This window comes from Bellilinea caldifistulae (genome assembly GCF_001306055.1).
GTDB classification, from domain to species: Bacteria; Chloroflexota; Anaerolineae; order Anaerolineales; family Anaerolineaceae; genus Bellilinea; species Bellilinea caldifistulae.
In genome coordinates, this window is sequence record NZ_LGHJ01000013.1 from 66543 (window position 1) to 83071 (window position 16529).

The 16529-nt window shown below is 52.0% G+C and carries 15 protein-coding genes and 1 pseudogene; 3 read left to right on the top strand and 13 right to left on the bottom strand.

Translation table 11 applies throughout. The annotated features are described in order from the left end of the window. Positions 1 to 41 precede the first annotated feature (41 nt). Positions 42 to 2450: a lytic transglycosylase domain-containing protein gene (locus AC812_RS07740; protein ID WP_062158852.1), complete on the top strand. Its 2409-nt coding sequence runs from the start codon at positions 42 to 44 to the stop codon at positions 2448 to 2450. A gap of 59 nt (positions 2451 to 2509) precedes the next feature. Here the strand turns inward: AC812_RS07740 and AC812_RS07745 are convergent, their stop codons facing one another. The 5 genes from AC812_RS07745 to ppdK form a co-directional block, all read right to left on the bottom strand. After that, positions 2510 to 3790, bottom strand: a complete 1281-nt coding sequence (locus AC812_RS07745; protein WP_061918178.1) for a dihydrolipoamide acetyltransferase family protein — start codon at positions 3788 to 3790, stop codon at positions 2510 to 2512. Further along, positions 3790 to 4761 (bottom strand): alpha-ketoacid dehydrogenase subunit beta, encoded by a 972-nt coding sequence (locus AC812_RS07750; protein WP_061918180.1) that lies wholly within the window; start codon positions 4759 to 4761, stop codon positions 3790 to 3792. The genes AC812_RS07745 and AC812_RS07750 overlap by 1 nt, the downstream gene beginning before the upstream one ends. Before the next feature lie 12 nt (positions 4762 to 4773). Further along, positions 4774 to 5733 (bottom strand): pyruvate dehydrogenase (acetyl-transferring) E1 component subunit alpha, encoded by a 960-nt coding sequence (pdhA, locus tag AC812_RS07755; RefSeq protein ID WP_061918182.1) that lies wholly within the window; start codon positions 5731 to 5733, stop codon positions 4774 to 4776. A gap of 176 nt (positions 5734 to 5909) precedes the next feature. Then, the gene (locus AC812_RS07760; RefSeq protein WP_061918184.1) at positions 5910 to 7577 is read right to left on the bottom strand and encodes an APC family permease; all 1668 of its coding nucleotides are present in this window, start codon (positions 7575 to 7577) and stop codon (positions 5910 to 5912) included. Between the two features lie 252 nt (positions 7578 to 7829). Next, on the bottom strand, positions 7830 to 10598 hold the full coding sequence (ppdK, locus tag AC812_RS07765; protein WP_061918186.1) for a pyruvate, phosphate dikinase: 2769 nt from the start codon (positions 10596 to 10598) through the stop codon (positions 7830 to 7832). Positions 10599 to 10813: 215 nt separating this feature from the next. Here ppdK and AC812_RS07770 point away from each other — a divergent pair, with 215 nt between their 5' ends. Further along, the gene (locus AC812_RS07770; protein WP_061918188.1) at positions 10814 to 11209 is read left to right on the top strand and encodes a response regulator transcription factor; all 396 of its coding nucleotides are present in this window, start codon (positions 10814 to 10816) and stop codon (positions 11207 to 11209) included. A gap of 115 nt (positions 11210 to 11324) precedes the next feature. Beyond that, entirely contained in the window at positions 11325 to 11621 is a 297-nt protein-coding gene (locus tag AC812_RS07775) for a response regulator (protein WP_061918190.1), read from the top strand. A 6-nt stretch (positions 11622 to 11627) separates the two neighbouring features. Here the strand turns inward: AC812_RS07775 and AC812_RS07780 are convergent, their stop codons facing one another. The 8 genes and pseudogenes from AC812_RS07780 to rplU all read right to left on the bottom strand — a co-directional run bounded on the left by AC812_RS07780 (position 11628) and on the right by rplU (position 16358). Continuing rightward, positions 11628 to 12401, bottom strand: coding sequence for an alpha/beta fold hydrolase (locus AC812_RS07780; RefSeq protein ID WP_061918192.1), 774 nt, complete (start codon positions 12399 to 12401; stop codon positions 11628 to 11630). Then, complete coding sequence (locus tag AC812_RS07785) at positions 12382 to 13923, bottom strand: CCA tRNA nucleotidyltransferase (RefSeq protein ID WP_061918195.1); 1542 nt, start codon at positions 13921 to 13923, stop codon at positions 12382 to 12384. The genes AC812_RS07780 and AC812_RS07785 overlap by 20 nt, the downstream gene beginning before the upstream one ends. Before the next feature lie 12 nt (positions 13924 to 13935). Beyond that, a complete protein-coding gene (hpt, locus tag AC812_RS07790) occupies positions 13936 to 14493 on the bottom strand; it encodes a hypoxanthine phosphoribosyltransferase (protein ID WP_061918197.1) in 558 nt (185 codons plus the stop codon). A gap of 21 nt (positions 14494 to 14514) precedes the next feature. Next, positions 14515 to 15087: a thymidine kinase gene (locus tag AC812_RS07795; protein WP_061918199.1), complete on the bottom strand. Its 573-nt coding sequence runs from the start codon at positions 15085 to 15087 to the stop codon at positions 14515 to 14517. Between the two features lie 127 nt (positions 15088 to 15214). Beyond that, the gene (locus AC812_RS18120) at positions 15215 to 15454 is read right to left on the bottom strand and encodes a DNA-directed RNA polymerase subunit alpha C-terminal domain-containing protein (protein WP_236839300.1); all 240 of its coding nucleotides are present in this window, start codon (positions 15452 to 15454) and stop codon (positions 15215 to 15217) included. Between the two features lie 27 nt (positions 15455 to 15481). Then, positions 15482 to 15691 (bottom strand): annotated as a pseudogene (gene rpmE / locus AC812_RS18125) (50S ribosomal protein L31); the annotation flags it as partial. 80 nt (positions 15692 to 15771) lie between these two features. Next, a complete protein-coding gene (gene rpmA, locus AC812_RS07805) occupies positions 15772 to 16035 on the bottom strand; it encodes a 50S ribosomal protein L27 (RefSeq protein ID WP_061918201.1) in 264 nt (87 codons plus the stop codon). Between the two features lie 5 nt (positions 16036 to 16040). After that, complete coding sequence (rplU, locus tag AC812_RS07810) at positions 16041 to 16358, bottom strand: 50S ribosomal protein L21 (protein WP_061918203.1); 318 nt, start codon at positions 16356 to 16358, stop codon at positions 16041 to 16043. Between the last annotated feature and the right edge of the window lie 171 nt (positions 16359 to 16529).

Sequence of the window (16529 nt, forward strand, 5' to 3'; positions counted from 1 at the left end):
GACACATTTCCCACATTTCGGTATAAGAAATTATGCCGCACATGAAACATATTCGCATCGTTTCGATCATCTTATTGTTGGTGATGATGGGCTGTAACCTGCCCACTTCACTGAGCCGCTCAAATACTCCCCCGCATGGACAGTCTGCACCGGAAACCCCAAATCTCATCACACCCACATTTCCAACACCAACATCCACGCCGACCCCCCTTCCTGCCGTTCGTTTGACTCAGGGTGATAACGCCTTATTGCTGGGGGATACCCAACGCGCTCGTCAGGAATACCAATCCGCTGCAATGGCAAGCGATGATCCAGAAATTCAGGCAGCAGCGCTTGTGGGGATTGCCCGCGCCTATTACGAGGAAAGGAATTACCAGCAGGCCATTGAAACATTGCTGGCCTTGATCAACGAACATCCGGCGAATCATTCGCTGGCCAATGGATATTACTTTCTGGCGGAAGCCTACCTTGCCCTGGGAGAAAATCAAAAGGCTGCCGAAGCCTACGAAATGTTCCTGCAACTGAAACCGGGTATTCTGGACGACCTGATTGCAGAAAAAGCCGCGGAAGCCTGGATGGCTGCCGGTCAATATGAAAAGGCCATTCAAGCCTACCAGAAAGCCATTCAAGCCTCCGGAATGCAGGATACCGCCCGCCTTACAATCCGCATCGGTCAGGCCTATCAGCAATTGAACGATCTGGAAGCAGCAATTCGCCAGTATCTGGAAGCTTACCAAAGCACAAGCAACGACTACTACAAGGCTCAGGCTAATTTTCTGGCGGGTCAAGCCTATCTGAGATTGGGATTTCCAGAACAGGCTTATGCCCGTTTTCAGGACTCGGTCAATAACTTCCCGCGTTACTATGATACCTACTCGGGTTTGATTGAGCTGGTCAACGCCGGTCAGCCGGTGAATCAGCTTAACCGCGGCCTGGTGAACTACTTTGCCGGGCAGTACGCACTATCGGCAGAAGTGCTGCTGGGGTACATTAACAACAATCCGGATCATGAGGGAACGGCTCATCACTACCGCGCCCTGGCGTTACGACAAATCAACAATCTGGAAGGTGCATTAGAAGAATGGCGGACTTTGATTCGCGACCATCCCGGTGATTCGTTTTATTCAACCGCCTGGCAGGAAATCGCCTACACGCAATGGGCATTCTTAGAAGATTTTGAAGGGGCTGCCAACACCCTTCTGGCGTTTGTTTCTCAAAACCCTTCATCGAATGAAGCCCCCAATGCCTTATTCAGCGCCGCCCGCATTTTGGAACGCAGTAACCGCCTGACCCGCGCCGCTGAAACCTGGGAGCGCCTGCTCCAGGAATACCCGGCCGCCTCCATCAGCCCCAGAGCCCAGTTTCTGGCGGGGATTACTTATTACCGTCTCGGCGCGGACGAGCGCGCCTTGAACGCGCTGCAACGGCAGGTTGTTCTCTCGACCTCGCCTAACGACCAGGCAGCTGCCCTGTTGTGGATTGGGAAAATCCAGCAACGAGCCGGCAATCCCGATGCTGCCCGGGAGGCATGGCAGCAAGCCGCCTCCCTCGACCCCACCGGTTATTACAGTGAACGGGCAGACGAATTGCTCAACAATCAGCCTCCCTTTCACTCGCCCGCTGTGTATGATCTGGGGATAGACTGGTCAACCGAACAGCAGCGTGCAGAAGACTGGCTGCGTGACACCTTTGCGATACCGCCTGAAACGGATTTGAAAGGCATAGGAGATTTAGCCCAAAACCCGCGTTTCATCCGCGGGATGGCCTTGTGGGAACTCGGTTTGTATCAGACTGCTCGCGGTGAATTTGAAAGCCTGCGCGAAGAAATTTCCTCAGACCCGGTGGTGCTCTACCGTTTCCTGAACATCATGCTGCAAATTGGAGCTTACCGCCCGGCTATTTTTGCAAGTCGCCAGATTCTCAACCTGGCCGGAATGGACAACCTTCAGACCTTGAACGCTCCCCGCTTTTTCAACCTGGTTCGCTTCGGCACGTACTACAAGGATGCCGTAATGCAGGAGGCTAACGAAACCGGCCTGCATCCTTTATTACTGTTCAGCATCATCCGCCAGGAATCTTTTTTTGAGACCTTTGTGATTTCCAGTGCCGGAGCGCGCGGCTTGATGCAGATCATGCCGGCCACCGGACAGGAACTGGCCGAACGCTACGGCTACCCCGATTTTCAGGTTGAAGACCTGCACAACCCACTGATTAACATCCGGTTGGGAGCAAAATACCTTGCCAATCAGCGTGATTACTTCGGTGGAGATTTGTATCTGGCTCTGGCAGCCTACAACGGCGGGCCGGGTAATGCGTATGCCTGGGCGCAACTTGCCGAAGGCGACCCCGATCTTTTCCTCGAAGTCATCCGCTTTGAAGAGACGCAGCGGTATATCCGTTCCATCGCTGAAATCATGAACATTTACCGACTGATATATGAAAGGAAATAAGTAAAGCCCATCAAATGGAAATATGAATTGGGACAGGCTGTGGCCTGTCCCAATCCTCTCTACAACAAAATCAAAGCTGGTTTTTCCAGGTAATTCTTCAGGGCTTGCATAAACCTGGCCGCCTCAGCCCCATCGGTAATCCGATGATCGGCCGACAGAGTCATCTTCATTCGCAACCCCGCTTTGACCACGCCGTTTTCAACAACCGGCACTTCCTTAACCGACCCAACCGCCAATATGGCCGCTTCCGGCGGATTGATAATCGCCACAAAATGCTCCACCTCAAACATGCCCAAATTGCTGATGGAGAAGGTGGAGCCTTCAATGTCCTCCGGGCGGACTTTGCCAGCCCGCGCCCGTGCAACCATTTCCTTGACCTCCTGGGAGATCAAGCCCAAAGATTTATAATCTGCGTCTTTGCAAACAATGGTCATCAGCCCGTTTTCGAGGGCAACCGCAACACCGATGTTGCGGTGAGCATGGCGGATGATTTCATTTTCCTGCAAAGAGGCGTTCAGGTTGGGATATTGCCTCAAAGCAAGCGCAGCGGCTTTGATGATGAAATCGTTGACGGATAACTTCTGTTCTTCTGGCAACTGGCTGTTGAACTGTTTACGCAGTTCCATCACAGCCGCCATGTCTACTTCGCTGGTCAGGTAAAAGTGCGGTATCTGGGTCTTGGATTCAACCATGCGGCGACCGATGATGGCGCGCAATTTATCCACTGCCACTCGTTGATCTTCGGCAGCCGCCGCCGGTACAACCGCAGGAAGCGGTAATGTCGTTGGCGCAGCAATCGGGGCTGGAGGCGTTTCAATCTCCGGCGCAGCCGCAACCGGAGCGGTTTTCAACGCTTTTTCAATGTCCCGCTTGACCACCCGTCCGCCCGGGCCGCTGCCCTGTACCTGCTTTAGATTGATGCCGTATTCCTGTGCCATCCGACGGGCAAGTGGCGAGGCTTTGGTGCGTCCGTCATCTTCCAGAATGGCGGCAGTCTCCTGGCTGGCAGGTATCGGCTGCTCTGCTGGCTGTTCCGTCTGAGCGGCGGACGGCTGTGCTTCTCCGCCGCCAGCAACCGCCGGAATATCCTCAACTTTCTCCCCCGGCGCTGCAATGACTGCAATGGGCGTCCCCACCGGTACAATATCCCCCGCCTTGACCAAATGGCGATACACAACCCCCGCTGCACTGGATTCCACCTCAACGGTGGCTTTATCGGTTTCGATCTCAGCTAATACCTGGCCTTTTTCAATCGCTTCACCTTCACCGACCACCCAACGCACCAGTGTGCCTTCCGCCATATCAAAACCCAGTTTGGGCATGGCAATTATTTCAGCCATTACAACACCTCCTTGACTGCCTTAATTACGTCCTCCACCTGAGGCAGGGCCATCTGTTCCAGTGTGCGGTTGTAAGGTAACGGCACTTCAGCCTGGGCAACCCGCTTGATGGGAGCGTCCACATAATCAAAGGCTTCTTCGTAAATCCGGCTGGCAACTTCTGCCCCAACCCCATAGGATTTCCAACCTTCTTCCACGATGACCGCCCGGTTGGTTTTTTTGAACGATTCCAGTACAGGACCCATATCCAGCGGGCGTAACGAACGCAGGTCGACAATCTCAGCTTCGATGCCCTCTTTTGCCAGTTGATCGGCAGCCTTGGTGGAAATTTCCAGCATTTTGGAGTAAGTTACAATGGTCACATGCCGGCCCTCGCGCTGGATGGTGGATTTTCCCAGCGGGACAATGTAATCACCTTCCGGCACCTCCCCGCGGGTCTGATACAAGGTAGCATGTTCGATGAACAATACCGGATCTTGACTGCGGATGGCAGCCTTCAACATTCCCTTGGCATCCGCAGGGGTACCGGGGGCAACCACTTTCAAACCGGGAAAATGCGCAAAAATGGCATCGGGAGTTTGAGAGTGAGTAGCGCCCAGTTGACGCCCCCCGCCGCCCACTGCGCGGATGACCAGCGGCAGGATCATTTGTCCGCCAAACATGTAATGTAGTTTGGCAGCCTGATTGACGATGTGATCCATCGCCGAAAAGGCAAAATTGATTGTCATCAATTCGGCAACCGGTCTCAGACCGGTCAAGGCTGCCCCGATTGCCGCGCCGATAATTGCGGCTTCTGCAATCGGTGTGTCCCTTACCCGTTCCGGACCAAAGTGATCATAAAATCCTTTGGTTACCGCATAGGTGCCGCCCCATACACCCACTTCTTCTCCCAAAATGAACACCCTGGGGTCTCGTTCCATTTCTTCCCATAATGCCTGAGAGATGGCTTCTCGCATGGTTATTCGTGCCATTGTGTCACCCCGTCATCCTTCAACGTAAATGTGCTTGAATAATTCTTCAGCCGGCGGTTCCGGGCTGGCTTCGGCGAACGCAACTGCATCGTTGACTTCTTCTTCTGCCATTTGAATCTGTTGCTGAAGTTCCTCTTCACTGGCAATGTCATTTTCCAGCAAATAACGATGATAAATGCCAATGGGGTCATTTTCCAGCCAGGTTTTGACTTCTTCGGAGGAACGATACCGCTCCGGGTCACCCATCGAATGCCCGCGGAAACGATAGGTGATTACTTCCAAAAATTGCGGGCCGCTGCCGTTGCGAATTTCCTCATATAAACGGGCCGAAACCTCGCGGACTTTCATGACATCCATGCCGTCCACCGCTTCACTTTTCATCCCATAACCGTCCGCCTTGCGCCGGATTTCTGACACAGCCGATGCCCGTTCAACCGCTGTTCCCATGCCGTATTGATTATTTTCACACACCCACAAAACCGGCAGGTTCCAAACTTTCGAGAGATTGAGCGCCTCGTGAAAATATCCAATATTGGTGGCGCCATCTCCAAACATACACACGGTCACAGCCTGGTTGTTCTGATAAACATCCCCCAACGCCAATCCGGCTGCAATGGGCAAATGCGCCCCTACGATAGCGTGCCCCCCCCAGAAATTCTTTTTCACATCAGCAAGGTGCATTGAACCTCCCTTGCCGCGCGAACATCCGGTAGCTTTACCAAGCAGCTCGGCCATTACCTCTCGTGCCGAAAGACCGCAGTTGATCGCCACACCGTGATCGCGATAAGCGGTGATAATTCGGTCTTCAGGGCGGCGCACCGAAATCAAGCCAGTACTCACCGCCTCCTGACCAATATAGAGGTGGAGAAAGCCACCAATTTTTCCTTGTTGATACAATTCAGCCGAACGTTCTTCCAGCCGGCGAATCACGACCATTTGATGATAGAGATCCAGATAATCTCGCTTCTCCATCGGATGGAGATCCTCCTTTGTTCGATGTGTACTTCCTTCCCCTGACCCCGCTGCGGGTCACCATTGCCGGTTAACTGGACAATGTCACAGCGATTATACCAGAATCAAAATCCCCTCACAGGGGATTGTAACACCTCAAAGGATGGATTTCCGATGATCCAGAAGGATGATTGGAGTTACTGTCTATTTTCCTCGATTTTTTTGAAAAACGTAATCAAGTCTATGCCGCGTTGTTTCAGGTACAACCACCTGCCGCCGAACCACATCATGCCGCTCACAAAAACTCCCGCCAACAGGGCAGCTGACTGCCAGTCCACCGGCAAGATCTTCACCCCAAAAACATAAGGCAGAAGGATTGTTGCCAGTAAGATGACAACGGTTATTACCCCCAAAAAGCGCACCCAGCCTTTCGAAGGTCTGTCGTCTCCATCAGCAAGGAAGTAATAGGGGTTTTTAATCAGCGCAAGAACCGGCAGCAAAAGTGCAAAAGATACAAACAATCCGAAATTGAAATGATTCCCAATCCAGTTTGCCTGAGCCGCATCAATCACCACCAGCAAAGCGATCACCGTCACCATCAAAAGCGCAAATAGTGGGCTGTGCTGGCGGGCATGTACCAGTCCAATCCACTCCGGAACCACCCGATCCTCTGCCCAGGCTTTGAGAACCCGGCTCAAAGCCAGCATATATACCTGCACGACCAGAACAAACATCACAATCCAGATGACGGATAAAAAGGACAAAAGCAATGGATTGGATTGCACCACCGCTGCGTAAAACGGCAGCCATGGCAGGACAATTCCCCGCAGGACACCCGTAGAACTGCCGCCCGGTGTCGAAACCGGCATGGGTAAAACCACCCCGCCTTCACCGGTTATGCCCTTAAGCCGCAGAAAACTCTCCGCTGCCAGAAATTGCCACGAAATCGTCCTTTCCACCAGGGCAATCGCCGCAATCAACAAAAATCCAGCAATGATCAGTGCCAGCAAACCGGCCGGTACGAGATTGCTTCGATGGGTTCGCAGTTCACCCGCCATCCAGACCGGCAGACCCAGAGCAAAAAATCCGAATAATCCGATGATCAGGCCAATGGCGATCATCTCCGGCAGCGTTTCACCCTGTGCCTTCATCCCCAGTTGAAAAGCGAGATTAAGATGCAGGGCATGTGAACCTTCTCTAAAAATCCGGTCAAAAAAAGCGCTGAACTGGTTTTGAGAAACGGCGGTAAACTGTCCAAGAATTACCAGCCATCCTAAAATGGAAAGAGCTGATCCCCACCCAAGAATCCTGCGGATTGCCTGCGGCGAGAGAATGGAAAGGATAAATGCCGTAAAGATCAAGCCGCTTGCAAGGTAAACCATCACTTGTGGGTTATGCAGAGAGGCTGCAAAGACCTGCAGATCAAAAATGTCCAGAACATTTCCCAACATATTAGCCAGATCAGGCAGGATGATTCGGGCAAAAGTGCTTGCCAGAAAGCCAATAAACAAACCACCGCCGATCAGAAACGTCCAGCTGAACGCAAAACCAAACAGGGGATGAATCACCCGCGTACCAAAGAGATAATCCGGCGCTTCTCGCCCGGCAAGCCTGCCCATCGTCCAGATTGTCAATAATACAATCAGCATGCTTCCAAGACCAATCAGCATGACATTCGTGATATTAATCCCCGGATACATGCCGGGCAAGACGCTGATTGGCAGCCAGGTTGCCTGAATCAAGCCAACTCCTGCCAGCGCCAGAACAATCACTGTCCAGAAACCGATCCAGTTCGTCAACGAACCTGCTTTACTGGCCGGTCTTGATTCTGCCTGGGGGACAATCAACTCGGTTAATTCGCTCAATTCTTTCCTCCTTGAGGGGGAATGGCACAAAAGCCCATTGTGCAAGAAGGATGCCTACAAAAAAAATTATACCAACCCTGTTGAAAAACAACCTTTCAATTCCGCAAAGCCGGAGAATTACGGGGAAATGGTTGCAAATTGAGCGAAAAATTCCGTCAAAAAAACAAGACCTGCTGGCAAAAACTGCTAGCCAACAGGTCTTGCAAAGTACTGAATACCTCTCCGAAAGTTTTTTTACCTTCCTTAGGCGGACTAGGCAGCGTGCTTCAAAGCGGCATGGGCAGCCGCCAGGCGGGCAACTGGCACCCGGAAGGGTGAGCAGGAAACATAGTTGTTCCCAACCAGATGGCAAAACTCAATCGAGTTCGGATCACCGCCGTGTTCACCGCAGATGCCTACTTCCAGATCGGGGCGAGTCGAGCGGCCGTCCGCCACGGCAATTTGCATCAGGCGTCCGACACCATCCCGATCCAATGTCTGGAAGGGATTCTTGGGCAGGATGCCTTTTTCCACGTAGGTAACCAGAAAACTGCGCTCAGCATCATCCCGGCTGTAGCCAAAAGTCATCTGGGTAAGATCGTTGGTGCCGAAGGAGAAAAATTCGGCGATCTCAGCAATTTCCGCAGCGGTGACTGCTGCGCGCGGGATTTCGATCATCGTCCCAAACTTATAGGGGAAGGATACGCCTTTCTCCTTCATCACCTCGCGGGCAATCTCCTCCAGCCGCGGTTGAATGACCTTCAACTCGTTGACATGGCCGGTGAGCGGGATCATCACTTCTGGCTTGGCATGGACCCCTTTAAGGGTCACGTTGGCGGCTGCTTCAAAAATGGCGCGCACCTGCATTTCGACAATTTCGGGCATGACGATGCTCAAACGCACGCCACGCAGGCCCATCATCGGGTTGCTTTCGTGCATGGCCTCTACGGCCTGGAGCATGTGTTCCAGTTCCACCACCTCTTTGGGTTCGCCTTTGCCCAGCACGTAACCGGCCAGCGCTTCAATGCGCTTGGTGATGATCTGTTCTTCAAGGTCTTTGGCAGCCGGCAGGAACTCATGCAGCGGCGGGTCAATCAGGCGGATAATGACCGGATACCCATCCATGGCGGTAAACAAGCCTTCAAAGTCGGCCCGCTGGAAAGGCAGCAGTTCATCCAGAGCGGCTTTGCGTTCTTCGGAGGTTTTCGCCAGAATCATTCGCTGAACAATCGGCAGGCGTTCCTGTTCAAAGAACATGTGCTCAGTCCGGCACAGACCAATTCCTCGGGCGCCGTAGGAGCGAGCGCGCTGAGCGTCTTTGGGATAGTCGGCATTTGCCCATACCTGCAAACCGGTAGTTGGAGAGCCATTGACACTCTTACGAATACCAGGGCGGGCACAAATTTCATCCGCCCAATCCAGAAGGGTCAAAAGATCGGTTTGTTCCTCCAGCGATGGGGAAGTCATGGGCAATTTACCAAGGAAAACCTCACCGGTACCGCCGTCCAGAGAAATCCACTCGCCTTCTTTGACAACCTTACCATCCACTTCCATCTGGCGTTTATCCAGATCAATGCGCACACTGGCCGCGCCCACAACACACGGCACCCCAAACTGACGAGCAACCACCGCAGCATGGGAGGTTGCCCCACCTTCACTGGTGAGAATGCCTTTGGCAGCCAGCATACCATGAACATCATCTGGCTTGGTGAACGGACGCACCATGATGACATCCTGATGATATTCCTTGTTCATTTTTTCGGCAGTGTCGGCATCGAAGTAAACCTGACCCACCGCCGCACCGGGTGAGGCGTTCACGCCACTGGCGAAGAAGCGACCGTCGGCTTTGGCTTTTTTGATGGTTTCGGGATCAAATTGGGGGTGCAGCAGGGTATCCACATTTTCAGGTGTAACCCGTTTGACGGCCTCTTCACGGGTGATAATCCCCTCGTTGGCCATATCAACTGCAATCTTAACTGCTGCTTTGGCGGTGCGCTTGCCGTTGCGGGTTTGAAGCATCCACAATTTACCGCGTTCAATGGTAAATTCCATGTCCTGCATATCGCGGTAGTGGCGTTCCAACTTGTCACAAATCTGGAGGAATTCGCGGTAGCATTCCGGCATATCCCGTTCCAGATTCTCGATCTTTTCGGTGTTACGGATACCAGCAACCACATCTTCACCCTGCGCATTGAGCAGGTAATCGCCATATAGTTTCTTTTCGCCGGTGGCCGGGTTGCGGGTAAATGCCACACCAGTACCGGAGTCATTACCCATGTTACCGAAAACCATGGTAACGATATTGACCGCTGTGCCTAAATCATCGGGGATGTTAGTCGCACGGCGATAGTCCACTGCTCGTTTACCATTCCACGATTTGAAGACCGCCTCGGTTGCCAGTTTCAATTGCTCGAACGGGTCCATCGGAAAGTCGAAGCCCAGTTCTTTGCGAACAACACCCTTGAAAATAGCAGTCAATTCCTTCAAGTCCTCAGCGCTCAGATCGGTATCCAGTTTGGCACCGCGTTGGCGCTTGAACTCTTCCAGTACATCCTCGAAGGCTTCATCCGGCATGCCCAGAACCACCGCACCGAACATCTGAATCAGGCGGCGGTATGAATCGTACACGAAGCGTTCGTTATTGGTCAAACGAATCATCGCCTGGGCGGTTTCATCGTTCAAGCCGATGTTGAGGACGGTATCCATCATGCCCGGCATGGAGAATTTAGCGCCGGATCGGCAGGAAACTAACAAAGGATTATCGGTACCGCCAAATTTCTTACCAGAAAGCCGCTCAACCTCTTTGAGGGCATCCAGCATTTGCTCCCACATTCCTTCCGGGAATTTTCCACCCGCCGCCAGATAAGCGTTGCATGCTTCGGTGGTGACGGTGAAACCCGGCGGAACCGGAACACCCAATCGGGTCATGTCAGCCAGGTTGGCGCCTTTGCCCCCCAAAAGCCCCCGCACTGCATCCCAATCGCCGCCCACATACTTTTCGGCAGCATCTAATTCATGGAATAAGTATACCCATTTCTTCATGTTTTCTTTAACCTCCAGAAAATAGTTAACCCCTCGAAGGGGATAATTCGTCCTGAGCCCTTAATCGGGAAATTCTACCACAAATTTTGCGTTTTTTCGGCGAGATCACCCCCACTTGACTGGTCAAATAATTTTTCATTTGTAAAGAAGTTGAAAGGATAAAAACCCATAAGTTCGCTGATAATAGGGGTGTAGTCAATGCAAAGGAGATGCGAATGAAGATACTGGTCATTGATGACGACCCTGCCATGACAGAGTTACTCTCCACCTTGTTGCGGACCATCCCTGCGCATGTCATTGTTGCGAATTCGGGAATGGAGGGGGTTGATCAAACCGAAAAAGAAAAACCCGATATTGTCATTCTTGACCTGATGATGCCGGAAATGGACGGATGGCAGGTTTGTAAACGCATCCGTGAATTCAGCAGCATTCCAATTCTCATTCTCTCTGCATTGGATCACCCCGGTATGGTTGCCACAGCCCTGGATGCCGGAGCTGACGATTATTTGATCAAACCTGTTTCCAGCAGCATGCTAATTACCCGCATTAACACATTGCTCCGGCGTAGCAAACCCATCCCATCCAACATAGCCGCTGCCAGCACCACCTGACGCCGAATAAACCCTTTTTGTAGTAAAATTCACCCGTCCGATTTTGAGCGGGATGTTCAATGGAATATCCTTGTTTTGCTTTCAAGGGAAATCCTCAAAATAAGGAGCGATTCTCGTGCAAACCTGTTCACTTTGCTACACACAGTCACCCGATACAGCCCTGGAATGTCAAAACTGCGGTGCTGATTTACGCCAGTTTTCGGTGAGTGCCGTTGCACTTAAAAAATTACAGCAAAATCCCCGCGTTCGTGATATTCGATTGGTGGTGGATGATGACGCCTGCCCGGTCTGTCAATCCATGGCGGCTACTTACCCCAAAGATCAAGTGCCGCCTTTACCAATTGAAGGCTGCTCCAGCCCAAACGGCTGCCGCTGTTTTTATGAACCCATGCTGACCGAAATTTTCCCCTAAATCTGATCAACAACCATTGGCAGCACAAATCAATTGGAACAATGCTTCCGCTGTTCTTTGCGGGCTTTCCATCATCGGCATGTGTCCTGCCTCTGGAATCTCGACCATCCAGCCCTTGTTGACCAACTTTATAAACGAGTGGGCTCGTTCAGGCGGAATCAGCTGGTCTTTTGCGCCGGTAATGACAAGTACAGGCACCTGAATTTCGGGCAACCAGAGATTTGCATCCCGTCGGTCCGCCATGGCCCTCAAAGCGGCCACCACCACAGCCACATCACAGGTCAAGATCATCTGGTTCAATTGATGTTGAATTTCAACATTTTCACTCAATTTGGACGGCATGCCATCAGCAATGTAACGAATACCCCGACTGCGGACTTCGCGTGCGGTAATCAACCGCGCCTGACGGCGCTCCGGGCTGTCCGCATCGGCCTGAGATGCGACCAGCGCCAGCCCTTTGAGCCGGTGAGGATAAGCATGGGCAAATTCCAGGGCAACATAACCTCCCATTGAATGCCCTGCAATAATTGCCTTTTCAATGTTGAGCCGGTCGAGTAACTGTAAAATATCGGCTGCCACCAGACGCATTGAGTAACCTTCAACTTCGCGAGGAGACTCCCCAAAACCACGCAGGTCAGGCAAAATCAGGCGGGCTTTTGACTTGAGCAGAGGGACGATTGGCTGCCAGATCTGCCGATTCAAAGGAAAACCATGGATCAACACCAATGGAGTTCCTTCACCATGCTCCTCTACGGCTAAATCAACCGTCTTTAGTTCCATGATTTTCCGTTCCTTCTCCCATCGAATAATCGCTCAAGAGCGATTCTACCAGATTAAACGCCTCGTCAACGGTGTGAATCTGCCCGGCCGCCTGCGCTTCCCGGACATTTTCCAGTAATCGGCCGAGTTGAGGCCCGGGTTTTAAACCAAACCGATTCATTAAATCATCCCCGCTAACCAGACGGGGTGGAGCAATGGTCTCGGCACGTTTCTCAAACCAGCTTTCCAGCAATTGCCGACATATTACCAGTTCTCGTTCCCATCGGGCTGGCGGAATGGTGATACCGTAGGTTGCCAGCGTATCCGCCAGCGAGAGCAGGCAAAGATCCACCCCGCTTTCGCCCAATTCTCGAAAGTACCGGTAGATACTTCGCCGACTGACCTGATTGCTGGTTGACGCCAAATGATGAACGCGCATGTGTTCTCTGACCAGCAGCGTGATCCGCTCCACTTCGGGATTGGACAGGGCAAACCGGCGGGCAATTTTTTCCACCATTTCCGCCCCATACCGATCATGATTCAGAAAACGAATTCGGCCATCGTCTTGTACTTCCTGAGCCAGCGGTTTTCCAATGTCATGCAGCAGACCAGTAAAAAAGAGCAATCCGCGTAAACTGCGTTCCGCATGTATGGAGGTTGAAAAGTGGGTCTGTAACTCCGCACGATAACGGCCCAATGCGAGTGAAGCCATACCCACAAGCAGGTTTTCTCCATTGATAAATTCAGGGCCGTAAACCAGTAATTGATACAGTTCTTCCAGCCAGCGCAGGGTTTCGAGGGTGTGTTCCCACACTGGCAGAGTATGCGGAGCGGTTTGCTGCACGCCCCTGGTTTGATTGAGTTCCGGAATGAGAACTTCCAGCACACCAAGGCGATCCATCAGATCAATGGCAGTGTGAATTTGTCTGCCATCCAGCATTTTGAAGAATTCGTCCCGCTGTCTCTCGATAGAAAATTCAGGCAGTAGCCCAACCGCCGATCGCAGCCTTTGAATGGTTTGTTTTTCAATTTGAAATTCCAGTTGCATGGATAGACGAATTGCCCGTAGAACCCGCACTGCATCCTGCTCGAAGGAATGTTCGCTGCAAGCCCGTAAGATCTTTTTCCGCAAGTCCAGGCTGCCGTTGAGAGGATCGAGAATACGACCCTCTTCCATGAGGTCAATCGCCATGGCATTGACAGTAAAATCACGGGATTTCAAATCCTGCTCGATCTGAAAACCACGCATCCGGGCAAAATCGAGATAATAACGCTGGCCAGTTGAATTTTGCAAAATGACCCGGCCTGTATTTCGTTCATCATCCAGAATGTAAAAGGCGGCATCCAATTCCCTGGCAATCTGACGTGCAACTTGAATGGCATCTCCGCCGACGACGAAATCAAAATCTCGGCTGGAATGACCAAGCAGCAGATCCCGAATGCAGCCACCAACCAGATAAATCCGCTGGTTGTGGCGAGCTTGACGGCGAACCAACTGATGTACCGCAGGGTCAGGAAACAGACCTTCGAGTGTGATTAGCATCCCGTAAAAGCATTATCCTTCGCGGTAGCGATCTTCGTCCACCACTCCCACAAATGGCAAATTGCGGTACAGTTCATCCAGGTCCAATCCGTACCCAAAAACAAACTTATTGGGAATGGTAAAACCCACATACCGCAGCGGCACATATACTTCCCGTCGTTCACTTTTATCCAGTAGCGTGCAAACACATAAACTGCGCGGTTTGCGGGCAGAAAGTAAATCTAAAACCGAAGCCAGCGTCCTGCCGCTGTCAATAATATCCTCAACCAGAATGACATCCTTATCATGGATGTTCATGTTCAAATCGAGGGTAATTCGTACCTGTCCGGTCGATTCTCGTTTTCCACTGCCATATGACGAGACCGCCATAAACTCAACCGCATGGGGAACGGTGATGTGCCGGATCAAGTCGCTGAGGAAAAGCACGCCTCCGCGCAGGATGCAAATTAAAACCAGCGCATCCGAATCGCGGTAATCGTGGCTGATGAGGGCGCCTAATTCAGCAACCCTTTTTTGGAGTGCCTCCGGTTCAATCAATACCTCGGCCAGAAAATCTTTGTAATCCCGCATGATTTCCTCCTTTGGATACGATCACAGGCGCGGCACTTCATGATGTTGACGGCAGCGGGCTTCATACATTTCCGAAGCGCCAACAATGATGACCGGATCATCATATCGAGCCGGTTTTCCATTGACCAGCCGCTGCGTTCGAGAAGCAGGCTCACCGCATACCATGCAAATCGCTTGTAATTTATCCACCTTCTCGGCAATAGCCATCAGCACCGGCATACATCCAAACGGTTCACCACGAAAATCGGTATCCAGACCGGCCACAATCACACGAATGCCGCGGTCGGCCAGGTGTTGAACGATGGCAGTGATTTCATCATCGAAAAACTGAGCCTCATCCACCGCTACGACGGTTGTATCCTCCTCCAGAAGCTTGAGGATCTCAGCAGCGCGCTGAATTGGAATGGCGTCATAAGCCGTTCCAGCGTGAGAAGTAACCTGCTCGCTATGATAGCGGTTGTCAATCACCGGTTTGAATACTTGAACTTTCTGGCGGGCAATGGTCGCCCGTCGTAATCGGCGGATCATTTCATCCGTCTTACCGCTGAACATGGAACCGGTGATGACTTCTATGGATCCTGAATGGTGTTTCATGTGCTCCTCAACAGGATGGGATGAGATAGTCTGATTTTACTCCAACTTCACGGCTGTAACCCATTTCCCAAATTAAAAATTTCAGCCCCTTTCGGGGCTGAAAGTCCAATTTTACTCAAGGATTGCCTTAGACAACAATATCCTCAGCGGCAGCCGGCAATTCATAGCCCAGCTGGCGCAGGCGTTTTTTCAAGTCAATCAGCGATTTGCGGCCAAATCCTTCCACTGCCAGCAAAGATGCTTCACCCTCAGCCAGTCGTTCAAGCACCTGACCAACAGTTGTCAGACCGGCTTTGATCAATGCCTCGGTCGGGCGATTACCCAATTCAAGTTCCGCCACTGGCCGGGCCGGAGAAGTTCGCGCCATCTCGCGGGCTTTTTGGGTTTCCACAAATTCCTGCCGGGCCTGCAACCGCTTGTAGAAGCGGTCAACCTGCCCTTCCATGTCCAGAATACGCTGCTGTTGGCCGGTGAAGAATGGATGGCACTTTGAGCAAACCTCAGTGCGGATTTCCTTCCGGGTTGAGCCTGTCCGCCAGGTATTACCACAAGCACAAATCACCAATGCATCCGGATAATAAGTCGGGTGAATACCCTTCTTCATTTTCGTCTCACCTTTCTGTGTAAAATACCCTTGCCTTCGACAGAAACCGATTGTTCAGCGATGCAAGAGCGTTGAAATCGTTACTCAGCCTCAACTGGCATTACACTGACGCGCTTCCGGCCGTTGGGTAAGGTCTCAAATACCACCACCCCATCTGCCGTAGCAAACAAGGTATCGTCTTTACCCACACCCACATTCAGGCCGGGCTTGATGCGTGTACCGCGCTGGCGCACCAGAATATTACCGGAGAGAACAACCTGACCGGCAAAGCGCTTTACGCCGAGGCGTTGCGCATTGCTGTCGCGTCCATTTCGACTGGAACCACCACCTTTTTTATGTGCCATTGCGCTTACTCCACAAGAATAGAATCAACCTTCAACCGGGTATATTGCTGGCGATGTCCCGTTTTGACGCGAATGCGTTTTTTGGGACGATACTTGAAGACGACGATTTTCTTGCCCTTGATGTGTTCTTCCACAGTCGTCTTCACCTGAGCGCCTTTTACGGTAGGCTTACCAACCAGAACCTTGTCGTCCTCAACGACAAGCAACACGGTATCCAGTGTAACCTGATCACCGGGTTGATTACTCAGCCGATCCACTTCAATCGCCGAGCCTTCGACGGCTTTGTACTGTTTGCCGCCACTTTCAACAATTGCGTACTTCATCGTTTTCGTCTCCAATCTTCACTTCGCCGCCTCACCTGCGCTATCTCTTCATGCGCCGATGGACGGGTAAGTTGGGGTACAGTTTTTTGCCCCAGCGCAGCTTCAGCCGGGGCTTTTGCGGGCATTATTATACGCTTGGTCGGGGCGAATGTCAACCATTTTGGCTGATTT

Excerpts from the sequence above, each read along its gene's own strand:
- AC812_RS07740 (WP_062158852.1), top strand. The coding sequence starts at position 42 with ATGAAACATATTCGCATCGTTTCGATCATCTTATTGTTGGTGATGATG.
- AC812_RS07745 (WP_061918178.1), bottom strand. The coding sequence starts at position 3,790 with ATGGCTGAAATAATTGCCATGCCCAAACTGGGTTTTGATATGGCGGAA.
- AC812_RS07750 (WP_061918180.1), bottom strand. The coding sequence starts at position 4,761 with ATGGCACGAATAACCATGCGAGAAGCCATCTCTCAGGCATTATGGGAA.
- pdhA (WP_061918182.1), bottom strand. The coding sequence starts at position 5,733 with ATGGAGAAGCGAGATTATCTGGATCTCTATCATCAAATGGTCGTGATT.
- ppdK (WP_061918186.1), bottom strand. The coding sequence starts at position 10,598 with ATGAAGAAATGGGTATACTTATTCCATGAATTAGATGCTGCCGAAAAG.
- AC812_RS07770 (WP_061918188.1), top strand. The coding sequence starts at position 10,814 with ATGAAGATACTGGTCATTGATGACGACCCTGCCATGACAGAGTTACTC.
- AC812_RS07780 (WP_061918192.1), bottom strand. The coding sequence starts at position 12,401 with ATGGAACTAAAGACGGTTGATTTAGCCGTAGAGGAGCATGGTGAAGGA.
- AC812_RS07785 (WP_061918195.1), bottom strand. The coding sequence starts at position 13,923 with ATGCTAATCACACTCGAAGGTCTGTTTCCTGACCCTGCGGTACATCAG.
- hpt (WP_061918197.1), bottom strand. The coding sequence starts at position 14,493 with ATGCGGGATTACAAAGATTTTCTGGCCGAGGTATTGATTGAACCGGAG.
- AC812_RS07795 (WP_061918199.1), bottom strand. The coding sequence starts at position 15,087 with ATGAAACACCATTCAGGATCCATAGAAGTCATCACCGGTTCCATGTTC.
- AC812_RS18120 (WP_236839300.1), bottom strand. The coding sequence starts at position 15,454 with ATGGCGCGAACTTCTCCGGCCCGGCCAGTGGCGGAACTTGAATTGGGT.
- rpmA (WP_061918201.1), bottom strand. The coding sequence starts at position 16,035 with ATGGCACATAAAAAAGGTGGTGGTTCCAGTCGAAATGGACGCGACAGC.
- rplU (WP_061918203.1), bottom strand. The coding sequence starts at position 16,358 with ATGAAGTACGCAATTGTTGAAAGTGGCGGCAAACAGTACAAAGCCGTC.